This is a genomic window from Idiomarina sp. 28-8 (assembly GCF_000320945.2).
Classification (GTDB): domain Bacteria; phylum Pseudomonadota; class Gammaproteobacteria; order Enterobacterales; family Alteromonadaceae; genus Idiomarina; species Idiomarina loihiensis.
In genome coordinates, this window is sequence record NZ_DF266789.1 from 811328 (window position 1) to 828028 (window position 16701).

The 16701-nt window shown below is 45.6% G+C and carries 14 protein-coding genes; 3 read left to right on the top strand and 11 right to left on the bottom strand.

The genetic code is table 11. The features are described from left to right. On the top strand, positions 1-2415 hold a 2415-nt coding region (locus RJ32_RS04035), incomplete at its 5' end, for a hypothetical protein (RefSeq protein ID WP_034819285.1). On the opposite strand, the gene RJ32_RS04040 is transcribed toward RJ32_RS04035, so the two are convergent. Then, positions 2402-3661 carry a hypothetical protein gene (locus RJ32_RS04040; RefSeq protein ID WP_145914811.1) on the bottom strand — a complete coding sequence of 420 codons (1260 nt, stop codon included), beginning with the start codon at positions 3659-3661 and terminating at the stop codon, positions 2402-2404. The genes RJ32_RS04035 and RJ32_RS04040 overlap by 14 nt on opposite strands. A 400-nt stretch (positions 3662-4061) precedes the next feature. Beyond that, positions 4062-4190, bottom strand: coding sequence for a hypothetical protein (locus RJ32_RS15345; protein WP_268766507.1), 129 nt, complete (start codon positions 4188-4190; stop codon positions 4062-4064). 168 nt (positions 4191-4358) lie between these two features. Here RJ32_RS15345 and RJ32_RS04045 point away from each other — a divergent pair, with 168 nt between their 5' ends. Beyond that, positions 4359-5552: a hypothetical protein gene (locus RJ32_RS04045; protein WP_034819289.1), complete on the top strand. Its 1194-nt coding sequence runs from the start codon at positions 4359-4361 to the stop codon at positions 5550-5552. 114 nt (positions 5553-5666) lie between these two features. Here the strand turns inward: RJ32_RS04045 and RJ32_RS04050 are convergent, their stop codons facing one another. From RJ32_RS04050 to RJ32_RS04080, 7 genes are all read right to left on the bottom strand, one after another. Beyond that, the gene (locus RJ32_RS04050; RefSeq protein ID WP_034819291.1) at positions 5667-7550 is read right to left on the bottom strand and encodes a UvrD-helicase domain-containing protein; all 1884 of its coding nucleotides are present in this window, start codon (positions 7548-7550) and stop codon (positions 5667-5669) included. Further along, positions 7550-9745, bottom strand: a complete 2196-nt coding sequence (locus RJ32_RS04055; RefSeq protein WP_034819293.1) for an ATP-dependent endonuclease — start codon at positions 9743-9745, stop codon at positions 7550-7552. Before RJ32_RS04055 ends, RJ32_RS04050 begins: the two co-directional genes overlap by 1 nt. Before the next feature lie 583 nt (positions 9746-10328). After that, positions 10329-10859: a hypothetical protein gene (locus RJ32_RS04060; protein WP_034819296.1), complete on the bottom strand. Its 531-nt coding sequence runs from the start codon at positions 10857-10859 to the stop codon at positions 10329-10331. A 69-nt stretch (positions 10860-10928) separates the two neighbouring features. Beyond that, entirely contained in the window at positions 10929-11456 is a 528-nt protein-coding gene (locus tag RJ32_RS04065; RefSeq protein ID WP_034819298.1) for a DNA-binding protein, read from the bottom strand. A 57-nt stretch (positions 11457-11513) separates the two neighbouring features. Further along, positions 11514-12428: a hypothetical protein gene (locus RJ32_RS04070; protein WP_034819300.1), complete on the bottom strand. Its 915-nt coding sequence runs from the start codon at positions 12426-12428 to the stop codon at positions 11514-11516. Positions 12429-12483: 55 nt separating this feature from the next. Further along, on the bottom strand, positions 12484-13662 hold the full coding sequence (locus RJ32_RS04075; protein WP_034819302.1) for an Arm DNA-binding domain-containing protein: 1179 nt from the start codon (positions 13660-13662) through the stop codon (positions 12484-12486). After that, positions 13655-13888, bottom strand: coding sequence for a hypothetical protein (locus RJ32_RS04080; RefSeq protein WP_006954074.1), 234 nt, complete (start codon positions 13886-13888; stop codon positions 13655-13657). Before RJ32_RS04080 ends, RJ32_RS04075 begins: the two co-directional genes overlap by 8 nt. Before the next feature lie 116 nt (positions 13889-14004). Between RJ32_RS04080 and RJ32_RS04085 the strand changes: the two genes are divergently transcribed. Then, entirely contained in the window at positions 14005-14208 is a 204-nt protein-coding gene (locus RJ32_RS04085) for a helix-turn-helix transcriptional regulator (RefSeq protein ID WP_034819304.1), read from the top strand. Between the two features lie 237 nt (positions 14209-14445). Here the strand turns inward: RJ32_RS04085 and RJ32_RS04090 are convergent, their stop codons facing one another. Both RJ32_RS04090 and dndA read right to left on the bottom strand, forming a co-directional pair. Beyond that, positions 14446-15546 (bottom strand): bifunctional 2-polyprenyl-6-hydroxyphenol methylase/3-demethylubiquinol 3-O-methyltransferase UbiG, encoded by a 1101-nt coding sequence (locus RJ32_RS04090; protein WP_051018725.1) that lies wholly within the window; start codon positions 15544-15546, stop codon positions 14446-14448. 2 nt (positions 15547-15548) lie between these two features. Further along, complete coding sequence (gene dndA / locus RJ32_RS04095) at positions 15549-16673, bottom strand: cysteine desulfurase DndA (protein ID WP_034819306.1); 1125 nt, start codon at positions 16671-16673, stop codon at positions 15549-15551. Positions 16674-16701 lie beyond the last annotated feature (28 nt).

A 16701-nucleotide genomic window follows, 5' to 3' on the forward strand; every position in this document is an offset into this window, starting at 1 on the left:
CACACAACAAATTTTAAAACAGACAATGCGATGGCTCGGATTAAGGACTTCCTTGCTGAGATTCTGAACGACCGGGAACTTAAAAAAATCACCAACCAACGTCTCACCGACGCGCTATCACTGCTCTTCTTCCGGCGAGAAGGTGGGCGAGTTCCAGTATTCATTCAACATTATGCCGCCGGCCGAGCAAATAACGCATCGACGTTCGATGAATGCCTGCTGTCTCTGAATACACGTCATTGCATAACAAAACGCACGAGGCCAGTCACTAAGAAAGACGGGAAGATCCTAAATAAGCGTGATTTGCAAACAACCTCGGATGCTTTGCTTTATGAAATAGCCGATATTTATAAGCGTTTCATAGGGCGCGACGATGAAAGCGCACTTATCGAAAATGCTCTCATAAAACTACGAGACCAAGGCCAATTTAGTGCTAAAGCGGCAAAACCCATGCTCAGTTGGTTTATTTGGAAATTCCAAGCCGGCAAATGGACATGCGGAGCTTCTGGTAAACGCACGCTAAGCTGCCTTGGGAAGGTCTGGCTCTATTTAACCGAAAACATTGGAGCGGAGGGATTGGAAGGGTTAGATCAAACAGACTGCTCATTACTGTATACAAAATTACGAGCTTTTGAGTCTGGCGCGGATTCAACATTCCCATCCACCCTCAGGCATTTTTGGCTGTATATGCATAATCACCTGGGCTTCGAAATTCCTGAACAACTGGCTGACTTTGTCAGTGGTACCAAGTTTGTTCGTTGCGCAATTCCGAGTTGCCATCAGATAAGACAACTGCTAATTGACGTGCCTGACGCCTATAGTCACAGCACTCAACATGTCATCGAAACCGTAACCGCAATGACCTTGTTGATGGCCAGACTTGGCTTACGCCCCGATGAAGCCATAAACCTTGAAGTGTCGGATATTGACTTGAGAGGAGATGGCCTAGTTTTTATCAGACCCAATGAGCATTTCAATCTGAAAACATATAGCGCACAGCGTACACTGCCACTCATGCTGTTTCTGATGCCCGACGAGGAAGAGTTCATACGATATTACTGCCGGCGCCGACAGTTAGAAACGGTGGCGAGAACAAATGCGCTGTTATTTTCAGAGTATGAGCTCGCTGACATATTCATCAACTATGACACTCTCAGCACAAACATTACTCACTTGCTGAGCGCCTACTTGAATGTACATACGAATACCTACCAGCTGCGTCATTACGCGTTGACTACATGCCAATTAATTTGCTTTGCCAGCAGCGAGCGCGCTCAACAACTAACTGGCTACTCAGCTGAGCAGATAGAGGCTATTCGGAACTACTTTAACGGCGCTAATCATGACGATGTTCTATCCGAGATAGCAGAATTTGCAGGTCATTTAAATACCGAAACATCGACCAGTACATACTTTCACCTGACTGATCTGTTGCGTTTTGAGGCCGCAATGAGCGGATCTCAGAAGTACGACGTCTCGTTTATAACAAAACTAACATCGCTTCAAGGAGGAAGATTGAGACGGCTAGCCCAAGAAAACGGTGGCACTGAAATGCTCGATAATAAATCGTTGATGGCGGTGCTAGACGACGTATTCAAAACCGAACGCACGCATTGGGTTAAATACCTTCGCCCTCAAAATAGTCTGACAAAGAGCAAGATACCAACTTTCAATACAAACACGAAACGCCGTGCGGAGTACGTTGAAAAAATTCTGCACGCGCACGACAACGGAGTTTCCAACCATGAGTTAGCTGACGTTTACAATCTGGACATCCTTTGGATTAATGAGGTTATCCAAGCCGCTTATTTCTATCGTGATGACCCTAGGTTTCAGACAGGAGAGAATAAGCCCCGGCTCTACTCTGAGGAGGCATCAAGTGGTCTTACAATCGCTATGCCCGCTACAAATATTCAGAAATTGGAGTCCATTGATATTTTACAACGATTAAAAGAACTCCAAGGTGTCACGTCTAATCGAGCCGCCAAAGCGGCAAACATTATTTTAGAGAAAACGACTAATAATAGGACGTATATACGACTAAGCTCCAGAGCCGAACTGCGAAAAATCGCAAGAGGATTAGATGGTGTAGTATTGCCGGATCGTTGGCTACTCAAAGTTCACGTCAAACAGAGAAAAGAACCTGAAGACTCGGAAAAGCTCAACTATTGGCGAACAGCATTGCCAGCAGGAGCCACCATCAAAATAATTAACAGCAAGGACGCTAACGATTCGCGCTACGGAAAAGCTCATCTTTCATATCGTGATTCGACTCTCAGTGAGAAAAGAGCGGCATTTTTGAAAACAAGAGGTGTCGAGGATAGCAGCTCCAGAGCTTTGCTCTCAGCACTACATAAATACATGATTTTTATCCGGGCTGAGGAGGCGTATTTAAAGCTCCTTAAGTCCTCTTGAATATCTCAAACGCCATTCGGACCGCCTCTTCTGAATCATCGAAGCCGCGATGCCAACGCACCGGAATGGCGTTATGGTTCGCCCATGAAATAAGCTTTTTAAACTCACGCCACTTATTATTTTTTGCACAAGCTGCTGCGAAATCGTTCACAAGCAAGTATTTCTCTTTGCCGATCTGGTACTTTGAAAATTCAAATGCTCGCTTGTAATGTTCATATGCGGCATTGTGTTCATCACTTCTGCTGCAACGGGTTGCCAATAGCCACTCAACTAACCAGCGCAGCTCATCATCAAAACCATTTTCAACCACCAGAGCCTGGTAGTTTTCTAACTCAGAAGCTGTAAGGTCACGACGCTTCTGAAGCTCAAGTCCCTGCATATATAACGTTAAAAAAGTCAGCTGAGAATTGTCCGGAGCGTATCGCTTTTGCCGAATGGTCATTGAAATGAAAAACGGATCAAATTGGGTAAGCAACTTCTTGGCGTCTGTAATTGATAGGGGCTCTTCTGCCTGAAAGCACTCCATTTCTTGCATAACCTGCGAATCTCGTATGAGCTTCGTCGAGTAGTTGCTCCAGAAAGCACTCGCTTCATCACGCCAGCTTCGACGCGCATGGTTTTCATCTTTAAAAGCCACATTAGCAAGTCGGGCCTCAAGATCAATTTTGACTTTGCGGTGGAACTTTGTGAGTCGACGATTCTGAGCTTTCACTTGTTGAGTCAGTTTTTTCGCATAACCGGTACCGTAAGCGTCCGTGATCCGCCGAAATATATCTGTACTCATTCGTGCAAAAAACAACACAACTCTAAAACTGTTAATAAGTTCTGGGGCCAGTTCTCGCTGGTATTTTTTATTTCTGCAGTCTGCAAGAAGTTCAACTGACGTATTCAAATTGCTTTGAAGCCCACTCCAACTTGGAAGTTGATCAGTATGAAACCAATTTGAGGCATTCTCGGAATTCTGAGCTCCACGAGGGTCAATACCATCCGGATTATGGAAGCGGGTCTGAGTGGTATTTACCTGCTCATACACCCAACGCCAAGCTCTTTCCAAAGGAGTTACGACACGCTCGCCAAAATGAGGAAGCCACCAATCATTGTTCGTGGGGTAGTCCAGCCCCTCTTTATCTAAGCTGAACATTAGCGAGTATTTTTGGGCTGATTTAATAAACAAGTCCGGTAACCAACAATCCAGCATCCACTTTACGGTGGCTTCTTTTGAAAGGTAGGTACCTTCTTGCTTCAATGTGTTCTGATAAGCACCGTGGATATCTGCGAGCGTTTGGACACTTGCCGCAAGAACCGTGGGATTCTGAACCGCCTCCAGTAGTAAGTAAGAAAAGTCGCTGATTAACTCCGATATCGATTTATCAAGGTCGCCTTCGCCTTTAGCAAGTCGAGCCAATTTCGTTTGAATGCTTTTCTTCAGTCTCTCGTCAGTTAGCTTCTCCGACTGCCCGTGCTTCTGGGCTAGCAAACCCGATACGTCGAAAAGAAACTTAAATGCTTCACCAATAGAGGGAAAACTAGTGTTCGATGCCGCCATCCTACTTCTCAAATCCGTTTGATTATTAGGTAAAATCTATAATCGTTGACAAGGCAGTGGAGTGCAACAGCACTCCACGCCTTTTTACAGAATGTGGCAATCACTTGCCTTTTGCGTTCCCTCGGTTACCGCCGGAAACTTTACCTGGGTTTTGTGATGGCCAGTTCCCGCCCGGTCCAGGGTGAGTAGATGGGCCGCGACCGCCTGATTTGCCATTGCTTTTAGCCATATTCTTTCTCCTTGAAATTTAAAATTTAAAAAGCCAGCGATTGAGCTTAAAACCCAATCAACTGGTAAGGTAAAGATAGTGGAACTGAGGAATCCGGTCATTGGGCTTTTTGGCGACGTTAATTTAATAACTTGAGTTAAGCTGTCTAATAATGCAAAGGAGATAGCAATGACACCTAAAGATTTAGAACCAATAATTCTTAGCGAACAGGTTGGCGTCTGGGCATATGTGGATCCCGATTCAGAGTCATCCGTTATCGTCATAAAAGCTGCAGGTACTGCTGCTAAATCGATAAGTAGAGGAGCGGCCGTTGAGCTCTACTTAGGTGTCGCCGGTAGCAGTAAGTTGTTTTTAGGTGGCGGCTTAAAAATCTATGACACTCATGATAACCCCCTGTTGATCCCAATCTTTGCAAGAACAGAATCTGAAGTCGTTGGTTGGCGAAATATTGTGAACACAGACAGTTTTCGAGTTGTCGTCATGGATGAGTTTGATGCTCCAGTTCTTCGAGGGACTGGATACTTGAATAGAGTGAGTCACACGCTCCCCAAAGTATTAGCGACCGCGTCTTGGATATCTAATGTACAAGCACTAGCTCCGTTTATCGAAGCAATCTGCAATGCAATTGATCCACGTTATAAGCACTCTAGTTCAATGCCAGCCCACGTCCATGACCTAGAATTACAGCTTGAGCTGAAGCAGACGTTGATTATCTCGGCTTCTGAAAGCGGCACATTTCAGTATGATTTGAATGACATGGATGAAGGGACAACCCAAGAGAAGCATCTTCATCAACACCTACATCTAAGTTTTGGTGATAACGTATTTTTATCACCCCAAATTGAAAGAGGAAAAAAGATAAGAGAGCTTACCGATGTCCTTGTCGTATCGAAAGAATCAACTTTATTTTTTGAATCGAAAGCGCTTTGCTTAAATGACTCAAAAGATGAATCCGATTACGAACGACGAGTAGGAAAAGTGATTAGCCACGCCAAGAAAGCAGTAGGTCAGCTGGAAGGAGCAGTAAAAAGCTACCGCAAGACAGAATATAAAGTAATGAACAGTATGGGCATTGAACTACCCCATTCAGATTCACCAAATCAAACTGCTATTGTGGTTATCTCAGAGTTTGTGCCCCATGAAAACTGGGAGTCTATTCTTAAACTCATTCGCCACGCCTACCTGAAGTCTGATGTTCGAATCGTTGTAATAGATCTTACTGAATTAATGCGGCTGCTAAAAATCAGCAGCTACCGCAAAAGGAATTTAGGTTTTCTGCTAAATCAACGGTTTATCGCAAGCTTAGAGGGCGACACTTTAAACATACGCAGTGAGGATTCATCCCTACCGTTTAATTTGTAAGAATAGCTAGGCAATCGATAAGATGGCTACCAGCGACTTTCGCTTTCTACCTCACTCGCAAATCAGGGCTGTAGATAAACCTGCTTTTTGTTGATTAACATTATTATTATGTTGCTAGTCTAAGATATGAACACTTTCTGGTTCAAAAAAACCCTTATCCAGCAGTGCATCACGCATCTGACGTGTGTTCTCTGCAAATATCACCACAACAAGATCAGAAAGTGCCCGCGAGCAACAGACGTAGAATAAGCGCCGAGTTCGGTCAATCGTGGAATCTTTTCCGGTAGCAATATTCTCTGCGTCTGTATCCGATAGATCCGTCACACCAAAATACTTTCCATACGAGAAAGTAGTTGTTCGCCCTTCCTGGTCATCAACGACAACAAGCACCTTATCGAACTCTGCACCCTTTATACCCTGCTGAGTCGCAAAAGGAGACATCTTCTCTATATACTTTCGGTAACCCCAAAGTTCCGCTACTTCACATTGCATAAAACGAAGTGCGGCATTATTAGTTGTCTGGTCAACAACTGGCTCAGGCATTTCAACATAGACATTGATTAGCTCAATAAGGCGCTCATCTATGGTCATAAGATTGTGGTCTCTTACAAAGCGTAAAATATCGCCGATGCGCACCCCTTCACTAGCTTCCAGCAATTCTACCAGTTCACAAACCTGCGTTTTTAAGTCATTTAACACTACTACCACGTCAGTATTAGCCAAAGAGTCGGGCTGCAAAAGCGGACTATGCTGACGAAGTAAACGCATAACTTCAAACTCCTGTCCTTCACGCCGAGCCAATACCAACGGCAAAATGCTGGATAAAAAAGGACGTACCACCCATGCCGTTCCATCTATCAACCCGGAGCTAAGCTCTTCAGGGGAGCGATCATTGAGTGCACTGTACAAATTGGGAAATCCAAGTCGAGCTGCGGCCATCCTATGGACCAACACCAAGAGCCTTAGCGCCTTTTCATCCTCATCTTCCAGCCAGCTGTCATCGCCATCCTGTTCAGCTAGCCAAGAACGAGATTCTTCCAAGCGTTCCTGTCGACGATCATCCGCAGGCAAAATTAGTACTCTGGCCGATCCTTCGACAGGAGTTTCCTCCCCGTCGACATAAATGTGACGCCCTCGTGTTTGCTCTAGTCCATCGTCTTCTGCTCTGATTCTATTAATAACCCTGAGTACAGCTTGCGGACACCTGAAGTTCTCCGGTTTCTCTATCGTTTCCCATCCCTCCTCTGTGGGAATGGCACCGGCCCCTTGCATGTATATTTTTTGCATAGGATCACCAAAAAAACCAAGGCAAAAGCGTAACGGAGTCACCCGAGCCACCTTGCGCAGAGCATCAACAAATGCCGGATTAGTGTCTTGGCTTTCATCAACAAAAATGACCGGAAATCGGCGAGCCAAGACCGTCTGCATCAGTTCATGCTCTGCAATAAAATCAGGGCCAATCTTCAGTATGTCGCTGTGTCCGAGAACGCCGTTTGAATAGTCGCTACCAGTCCCGTACCGGAAGCTTCTTACCAAATCAATTTCCGCGTGCTGGCCACGATAGCGTTCAATGAGTTCAACCGCTCGCTCTTTTGTGGCCGCTCTAGTCCTCGGGTTCTCGATTTTTTCCTGCTGTTCTGTAATCTTCTCTTGCAACCGGTTACTGACCCATTCCCGGAGATTATTTTGAAACGGCTTAATGAGTGTCCAGAGAAAACTGTGAATCGTAGAGACGTGGAAAAGTTCATCATTACCAACATCACCTCGAATTTCCTTCTCAGCTACTTCGGTATAAGTGATGCAGGCGATTTGTTGCCCGTTTTTACGCAGGGCGCGCCCTTGAGTGAGTTCAATCTGTGCAAGGGCCTTCACCAGCGAGGTTGTTTTTCCTGAACCAGCTCCTGCAACCATTACAAAGTGCCGGCAGCCATCATCAGCGAGGCGCTCGTGTAGTGCTACGTCGGTATCTGTATTAGGCTTTCCGATACGGTTTGTCATTACTCTTCGCCTTCCTGCTTGTTATCGCCTACTGGTTCCGCTACGCCCAATGCAGTCTCGAGCCATTCCAGGCCTTCTGCAATGTATTTGGGGACATTCCAAGTTTCCGGATCCTTGGCGAGCAGTGCGAGCGCAAAGTCAGTTTTCTTATAATTTGAGCTATGCACCTTGTTGTGAAGCTTCTGTGCAAGATCTTCAACATCTCGCGGTGTACGCACCTTTAGCCTCAGCTCTTGATTAGCTGCATCTTGTGTCCACTCCAAGTTATCGAATGCGAAGGCGACTTCAAGCGTACGGCCAGCACGTTCAATTTGTAAACCGTCTTGCTCAATAGTCACGGCGCAGGGATAGGTCACGCGAATAGCTCCAAGGCCGAACTCATCTGCTGCTCTCGTCTTTGCCTCAGCGCCAGCATTTAAGAGTTCGTCAATTCTATTTATACCAGGTAGCCACTGCGCAAGCATTTGGTTTGATGTCACCGCGCCCAGAGTTTCAGGCGTGCAAGTGCTGCGTGGCGAAGCTTCATCCTCACCGTCATCTCCCTGTTCAGCTGGCTCGATTCCGTCATTGTCCCCCACTTGCCCCCTTACACTGTCTAGATCAGTAACGATGAGCGTTGTAATACTGAGAAATTCAATGAGTGTACGGAACAGGTGAGCGTACGCTCCACCGATCTCAAGCACGCTTAGGTAGCATGACCGGAGACCCGGCGCCGCTTTCTCAATCATCTGAGGCATAACCAGTCGCTCGACATTACCCTCAACGAGAACTGCTCCATCAGCAAAAAATATATCGCAGTGCGTTAGCCTTAAATACCGCTCAAGAAAATCTCGGCTCGGGTTCTCTGTCGTTTGATAGAACGTTGACAAGTTCCGAATCTTTGACGACTGCTCAATCCCCGCCCCCTCTCTCCGGAAATAACGAATAGGCTGAAAGCCCCGTTCATAGAGGATGTGCGGAGAATGGGTCGTCAAAATAAGCTGCGTATGGAAACCATCAGGCACTTCATCTTCCGACGCCAGAATTTCCAAAACTTTGTTGACGAAAACTTGCTGTAACTGAGCATGTAAATGGGCTTCTGGCTCCTCGACAAAGACTAGGTGTAGAGGTGGACGCTTTTCATCTGTTGCATGCCACTGTGCGTGAAGATCAAGAAGTTCAACGACCATGTAAATGAGGTTCTTGAAGCCTAGCCCGTTATATTTGTCAGGGAGCGTCAACCCATCATCGTCTAAAGCATAGTGAACATGGGTGCCATCTTGACTATTCATAACGGTGGCTGGATTAAGCGCTGATTTAATCATCAAGCGCGGATTGTTCAGACCTGGATATCCTAGTTGGCTTAGACGCTGAAGAGTGCTGGTGAACACTTGCTCTAGATGTTGATTAAGCAAGGCCTCCGACTCTGCAAGCACTCTGAGCGCGTAGTGGTCTTCACCACGACGCTCCAGATTTCGTTGGTAATAACGACTGAGATGTCGGGAAAGCTCCTCCGAGCGATTGCCACCCTCACTGTCTGACAAATGACGCTGGGCGTGCAAAAAGTCAACTTTAATCAGAGAGTTGACTATATCTCTCCCTGTTCGACCTTTGTCTCGAAGCAGCTCTTGAGGTTCGTACCCATCGTTGGGCTCAAGTTCATCATTGAACTCAGATTGATCGAGGACAAAATATTTAAATTCATATTCTTTTCGGATGTCCTCTTCGAGAAACTCACGTAGCGTCCTCGGAGGAGCAATGTAGGGCTCGTCGTCAGGTGTCTGCACCACCCCTGCGGCTTCTTGAGCCCGCGCATGCCGTTCTCGGAAGTGAGCCAATGTTTCATCTTCATTACGCGGTGCAAAGGCAATACGGACACCGACTTTCGAACCTTGCCAGTCAAGGTTAGGAAGCAGATCAACAACACGGTGAAGGTCTGCTTGTGAAACCTCAAACCACAGGTCAATTGATAAAACGGGAAGCGAAATTCCTTGTTGCCCTGCTTCAAATGCGTCAATATCGCTCCACCGGCATGCGCTGATGTCATGAAAACGAAAGCGATCCCTAGAGCCACCGATAAAGAAGTGCATCGCATTTGCGACAGACGTCTTACCGCTGTTATTAGAACCCACAAAGATTGAAATTTCGTTATCTAAATCGATCGTCACATCAGAAAGACGGCGGTAATTTTTTAACCTGATCGCACTTAAAAACATTCGTTTATTCCTATATGGAAATCATCTTTTTCAATGATTTTTCGGCACCCATTAAATAGTCGTAAGCAGATAAAACAAGATTAAACACGCCAATAAGATAAAGCCTAATTTTTTAGACACGGTTTGAGGGTGTCAGAGCGTTTTATTCTGTCCATGCCTACTTCTATGGTGGCTATGGAGACTGTCCTAAAACTCAAAAAGATCACTACTTTTTAGGAAGTAGAAGAAATTGAGCCTATCGCAAGTGTAGCTTCTATCCTTTTTCATCAAGCAGTGACTATGACAATTCCTTTACATAAGCGCAAATTGTCCTAGGCTGAATATGCCACTATCGGCAAGTCTAATTAAGGAAAATGATATGGCTGTGCGACACACACCACCAGACTCTGGAGAAAGCGTTGTTCATAAAGGTCAAAAAGGTGGTACAACGGGGTGCGGTGAGAATACGAACGACCATCCTTCACACTGGAGCAACACTACTGCACCGGTTACTTGCAAACGCAATGGATGTAAGAATTAACTAAGAAGGGGCTAATAGCAGTACCAGCCCCGTTTAACTGAATTAATGCCGAATCACTGAATTTCAGCTGTGTAGAAACTTCCCTCCGAATAATGACCGACCCGTCCCGCCTTGGATTGGCAGCGTTTTGAAATGAGAAATGATATCTGTCGAAATTGAGCGCGATAGAGCATACCGGTTGATGAAGTCGTTCATCATAAACCTATATCGTACGAATTCATTACTGTATTCAAACTCCCGAAAGGCGGTGCGTACACGGCCGTCATAATCTAGGTTTAGCCTCATTTCTGCCGCGTTGAGTGCATAATGATAAGACAGTTCTTCGGACTTCAGTGGCCAATCCTCCAGATTTTCGGGGAGTAGTGAATACGCAAGGCGGTATTGAGAGTAAACGCACCCCGAGTCCGAAAAATACTGCAATAGCGCCTGGACATCCGAACGCGGCCAAGCAAGGTTGTATCCGCGAAACGTTTGCTGACGGTAATGGAAAAGTTCGCCATCGGTTTGCTCGAGCTGAGCTTGTATTTCATCTTCAGCTGCTTTTAACAGGCTCATTGGGGCGAGCTTAATGAAGCTAATGGGCGTTAGAGTCATAAGAACTTCCTACTGATAGGTGAATACTGGAGTGACAAAAAAAGCAGCCGGCGCAAGGCTCTAGTTGGTTCAACTTTTAACTGCTTCAAGCTTACCCCGCATTTCCGCGTTTTCGATCAATAATTTTGCGTTTTGCTGAGCAAGACCATCGAGCTCGACCTGTAACTCATCAAGTTCAGCTTCCAATTTCTGAACGCATTCATCGGCAGCGTTTTCACTTTCTCTGTAATGTTTAAGCGTCTGCTCATGGGAATTTTCAAGACTTTTTAGGCGTCGCTCAAAGAGCTTCTGAGCATCAATGTAGCCGGCAATCGCCATCTGCTTCATTGCATGGACGACTTTATCAATCAGGGTTTGAGCGTTATCAGCGTAATGAGTAGGGAGTGAATCGAACGTTAGACTCTCTTTGCTGGATTCATAAAGTGGGTCATCTCGGTTGTCGCTGTACGCCTCCCAGATACTCTTAATGCGAGCGAGCCCGCCACGGTCGCCAAGCGCCTTGCGGATAGCGCCCGGATTCGGGCGCCTTCCTCGTTTTTCCAGTGCTAAGCCAGCATCGATAATTTCCTGCTCCGTGACTTCCGGGTGACGAGCCATAGCAGTCTCCTTTTACGAAATTAATTTAATTAATGAAATTAAAGTTTCGCAAAGCGTCTATGCGAAAGTAGGCGTATCAATATCGGCCTCAGCAAGAAATGCCATCGATTGCTGACTCACCATACTGCTTTTGACTGAGCGAGCGAGGACGTCATAAAGCAAGGCGTGGTTTTGACTGCATGTGTGCTCGCGAAAAACGCCAGACGTCCAGATATGACGCAATTGGTTAGCCAGCGATGGTGAGTGATACTCGAGGTTATCTAGCGCATCAGCACATACCTCGAGTGTCAGCAACTCAGGCTCGACCAGAGTACCCAGGGCGGTTCTCGTAGCACCAGCAGTCAGCGTTCGTGTTTTACCGACGGCATGCAGTAGCGCAGCGACAACCGCAACATCACGCTCAATATCAGTCAGCGCATGAACACCTGACACATTCCAGGCAACCTCAACAGCATGCTCAATTAGGCCTCCGACATATGCGTGATGCGACCTAAGGCTTGCCGGGCATTGCAGGAATGAGATCCCGATTTTGGGCTGGAGCAACACATCATCGATAAAGCGCCGCATTAACGTTGATTGGATGCGAGCATATAGCACCAGAAAGGCTTGAAACACCGCGGGCCGAGGGCATTGAGAAATTGGGAGAGCCGACAAGCTATTACCCAGACGCTTGCTGGCTGCAGCGCAAGTTAAATTCTTACATACCCGAACAGTTCCAACGCGAGTTGGTAGCGCTGCAACTTCAACATGGATCATGGTGTGCTCAAGAATCACCTCATCTGCAATTTGGTCATGTCGTGCAATAACTGTAAGGTCGCAAGAGCTATCAGAAAGCGTCAGTTCAAACACGTCATTGTCTCGCTCAGGCGAAACCGCCTTTAAAGCCGAAAGATAATAACGTCCGATAAAACGGCGGTAAGTGCTAGCATCAATCAAAAGCGGCTGTACAGTTTCACGAGTTGTTGTATTCATAGTCATTCTCCAAGAAATATTAAATCGTTAACGTGATGAGAGCGAAGCGCTGCGCTTACTCACCATCTGTCTTAAAGTCATTGAAATTTGATTTGAGCAGCCGCTCGAAAGCCGAGCCGTCGCGGCGCGTCAAATTGGGTACGTAACGTGAGTACACCCGAAACAACATTTCTGTTGTTGAGTGGCCCATTTGACGGGCAATCCATTCAGGGCTCTCACCTGCTGCCAGCCAGAGTGTGGCTGCGGTGTGGCGGGATTGATAAGGACGTCTTTTAGTTAGCCCCAAATGCCTAAGCAGTGGGTACCAGACGCGTTTAGTGACATTGTTATGCGACAGCGGCGAGCCATTGCGAGTACAAAAGACAAACTTCATATCTCCTGTTGCCTGGTGCTGTCGCCTAAGCGCATCGAATACCAAGTGGCTCATTTCGATCGCGCGGAACGAGCCATCGGTTTTGGTGCTTTGGATTTCACCATTGACGATAGTGCTTCGAACCATGATCTGCCGACGCTCAAAATCGACTGCGTCCCACTGAAGCCCATCGATTTCCGCGGTTCGCATGCCAGTGAAAAAACGCACCGTGTAGTAGTCGCGAAAATCGGGACGTACCTTTTCGATAATGAGACGAACCTCATCTAACGTGAATGGCTCAACATCCGTACGCGGAACCTTAAGCGATTTAATTCCTTGGTAAGGTGAGCTAAAATTGTAGCGGTTGGCTGCTTCATTCGAAATCATGCGCAATGGCGTCATGATGTGGTTTATCCGCGACGGCGATAACTGCTTGTTGCTTCGAGTCGTCACTTTGGCGAGGGATGCTCGAAACTCCAAGATGTCGGCTTTGGTGATGCGGCCAACCTCTTTATCTCCAAACGCTGGAAGCAAATAGCCATTCAGCGTTCTTCTAACCGTATCTGCGTGAGATGTCCGCCACTGAATACGCATTTCAGCAAACCAAGTTTCCGCGAAATCACTGAAAAGCGGCGTGTCTAAATGCTGACTGCGCACCTGCATTTCCTTGAATTGCTGCGCCTTAGTGCTGCCCGGAAAGTGCTTGGCATAATCAAAGGTGCCTAACGTAATCTCCGCTTCAATCCGGTCGAGGAACTTCTGAACTCGCTTGCGGTTCTCCTTGGTATCCTCAAGAGAAGTTTGTTCGCGACAGCGTTTGCCACGGTAACTGAAGTCAATAACCAAACGGTTATTTTCCTTCCGTGCGTACATTCTAGCCATGAGCAAGACCTCCACGCGCCATTGGGATAGCCAATGAGTTTGAGGAAGCCCCCATCATGTCCCGCTGAATAGCCTCCCAAATGAAGAGGAGTTTTCGGCCTCCGAAAGGACGAACGTAATGGATGCCCTCCAACAAAACAGAGTCTTTCAGCTGCTCTCTGATCGTTCTGGGATCGTATTTAATACGCTCAGATAATTCTTCAGTGGTCAGGTATGTTTCGTTCATGCTATTCTCCTAGTATCTTAAGAGAGCAATAATGATGCTCTAGAGATACATTATACACCTATTGATAACTTGTCAACGGTTTTTGTATCTCTAGAGAGTTAAAATGGGTCGCTAAAATGATAAAATGCAACTTTGCGGAATTATTGGGCGCGCGAAAACTGAAGGTCGCAGATGTCGTCAGGGATACCGGAATTAACCGCAGTACCTTGACTCGCCTGTATCACGAAACAACGTCACGAATTGACTTCGAGACGCTGGAAACGCTTTGTCGATATTTGGAGTGTGATGTTGGTGAGTTATTGGAGGTCGTTGATGAATAATAGTATTCCTAAATGTCACTATCTTAAATGGGCTGAGAAAATGGTTGATTTAAAGAGCTGAGATCACCTACCTAAATGTTTTCAACGATGATCGCAACGTTCAGATCAAGCGAGGTCTATCGCGAGCATTATTCAACTTGAATACTAAAGAGGCATCGAGACAGGTTATGGGGTCGAATTACACAAACTTTTATTTGCTAGCTTACGAAGAGAATGAGTGCAAGCTCCCTAGGGAAACTACTTAGTTATTTTGTACACCGTCCAATTGACTCCTTCCCTCTTTAAGAGATCAGTATTGCCATTCAGCTTCTCAGCCTTTGCACCAAATTCAGACAGAACCCTACTAAAATCAGGCGTTAACGAGCACACAGCATTATTAGTATCATCCGTTTTAATTGTAATAATAGCAGTCCCTCCCTCGTTAAGTAGTTTAACTATTGTTCGTATACTTGCACTTTGCTCTTCTTCACTTAACAGCATCAGTACCGCACTACACAATATAAAATCAAAGCTACCCAGTTCAGCTGTGCTTAAACTCTTTAAGTCAGGCAAAGAGTCAAGAAGCCAAAGGATTTTATTCTCGCCATGCTTTTGCTTAGCTAATCTCAACATTTCATATGAGCTATCTACAGCTACTACAAATTGCGCGCCTCTAGATGCAAAATAAACAGCATCTCTTCCACTGCCAGCTCCAATATCAAGTACTCTTTTATATTCAAAATTAAAAGATGATACCCAACTTGCATGCACATTTTCAGTATTTAAGGACTCATAGAGTTGAAAGTTTTGCTCAATATTACTTTTCTCAGTCAATACTTTTCCCTTAGATTTTGGTGATCCTATATCCAATCCAAACGGAAGTTTGGGCATATTTTGGAGACGTTTCCAACCACTATTGTAGTTTATATCCGATGGCTCAAAAGAGTTACTTTTTGCAGTCTCAAACATTTCCTCTAAAAAGCGCATTAAATATTGGCTCTCTTTCTCGTCCAAGGTTGGGTTATCCGCTCTCCTTGTTTTTTGAGCTATATTATTAAAAACACTATGGGCACGGCGGTGATATTCATCCTTTTTCCTTGCGTTTTGTACAAATCCGACCAAAGAAAAATATAAAGCTCCTAGTCCCCCAATCAAAGATAACAATACGTCCCAGCGACTAAAAAACGGACAACTTTTGGCCAAAATAGTAGATGCTATGGGCAAAATGATTAAAAAAGATATGATTATTTCGTAACGGACTACTTTTTTAGAGGCTTCCTCTGCAGCTTCTAAATTTGCTAAAGCGTTGTGACGAGCCCTAAGCCAAATATCACCAAACTTTTTATTGTATTTGTGCATATTTATCTTAATTGCCCCAATTTTTCGACAATCGCCTTAACTGGTAACGATTTAGTCATAGGTCCCCAGGATACCCTTATAGCGCCAGCAATGCGGTCGTCATCTAACTGCATCGCCGTCAAGACATGCGATGGAGTGTAACTTGATGACGTGCATGCCGATCCGTTTGAAACAGCTGCAATGCCTTTCAGCATAACCATAGCGGCTTCTGAGTTAATCCCCGGTATTGAAAAGTTGAGAACGAAAGGAGACGTATTACTGCCATTGTATTCAGCTCCCAAGTTATCTAGGCCTGAAATAAGTTCTTCTTTTAATTCTTGGGCATCCTTTTGCCAAGCATGTGTCTTCTTTTGAGCCAACTCACAGGCGAAGCCGAAGCCCGCTATCAGTGGCACAGCTAAAGTTCCCGGCCGTAAACCTTTTTCTTGACCGCCACCAAACATTATTGGTTTCAGAGGAGGCTTTATAAAGCCTCGTCTGCGCATAATGAGTGCTCCGATTCCTTTAGGGGCATAGAGTTTATGTCCACTAGCACTAATCAGATCTATTCTTTCGTTTTCTAACCCCTCCGGAAGCTTCCCAAAGCTTTGAGCCGCGTCAGTATGCAAGTATGCGGGATGCTCAGCTAAGACCTCGCAGATTTCAGAAATCGGTTGTATCGACCCGGTCTCGTTATTCACATGCATTATGGAAACAAGAATAGTGTCATCTCTTAATTCAGATTTGAGTTCTTGTATATCCACCAATCCGTTTTTTCCGACCTTTAGATAACTAACTTCGAATCCTTGCATTTCCAGATACTCGATGGGTTCTAATACAGCTTTGTGCTCTATCCCCGTAGTAATTATATGCTTTTTACCATGTTGCTCAGCATGCTCACGTAGACCTAAAAGAGCTATGTTGTTGCTTTCAGTCGCACCACTAGTAAAGATGACTTCTGATTTATCAGCTTTGACAACATCAGCGACTTGCTGACGAGCTTTTTCAACAGCCTTTTTCGCCCTCGCTCCAAATTCGTGAGTGCGGCTTCCGGCATTACCATACTCGTCAACAAACATTTTTTGTACTAATTTAGCAACGTCATCCATCACTGGAGATGTAGCATTCATGTCTAGATAGATGGTCATTTTAGTCCTGAAATAAACTTAGCCGATA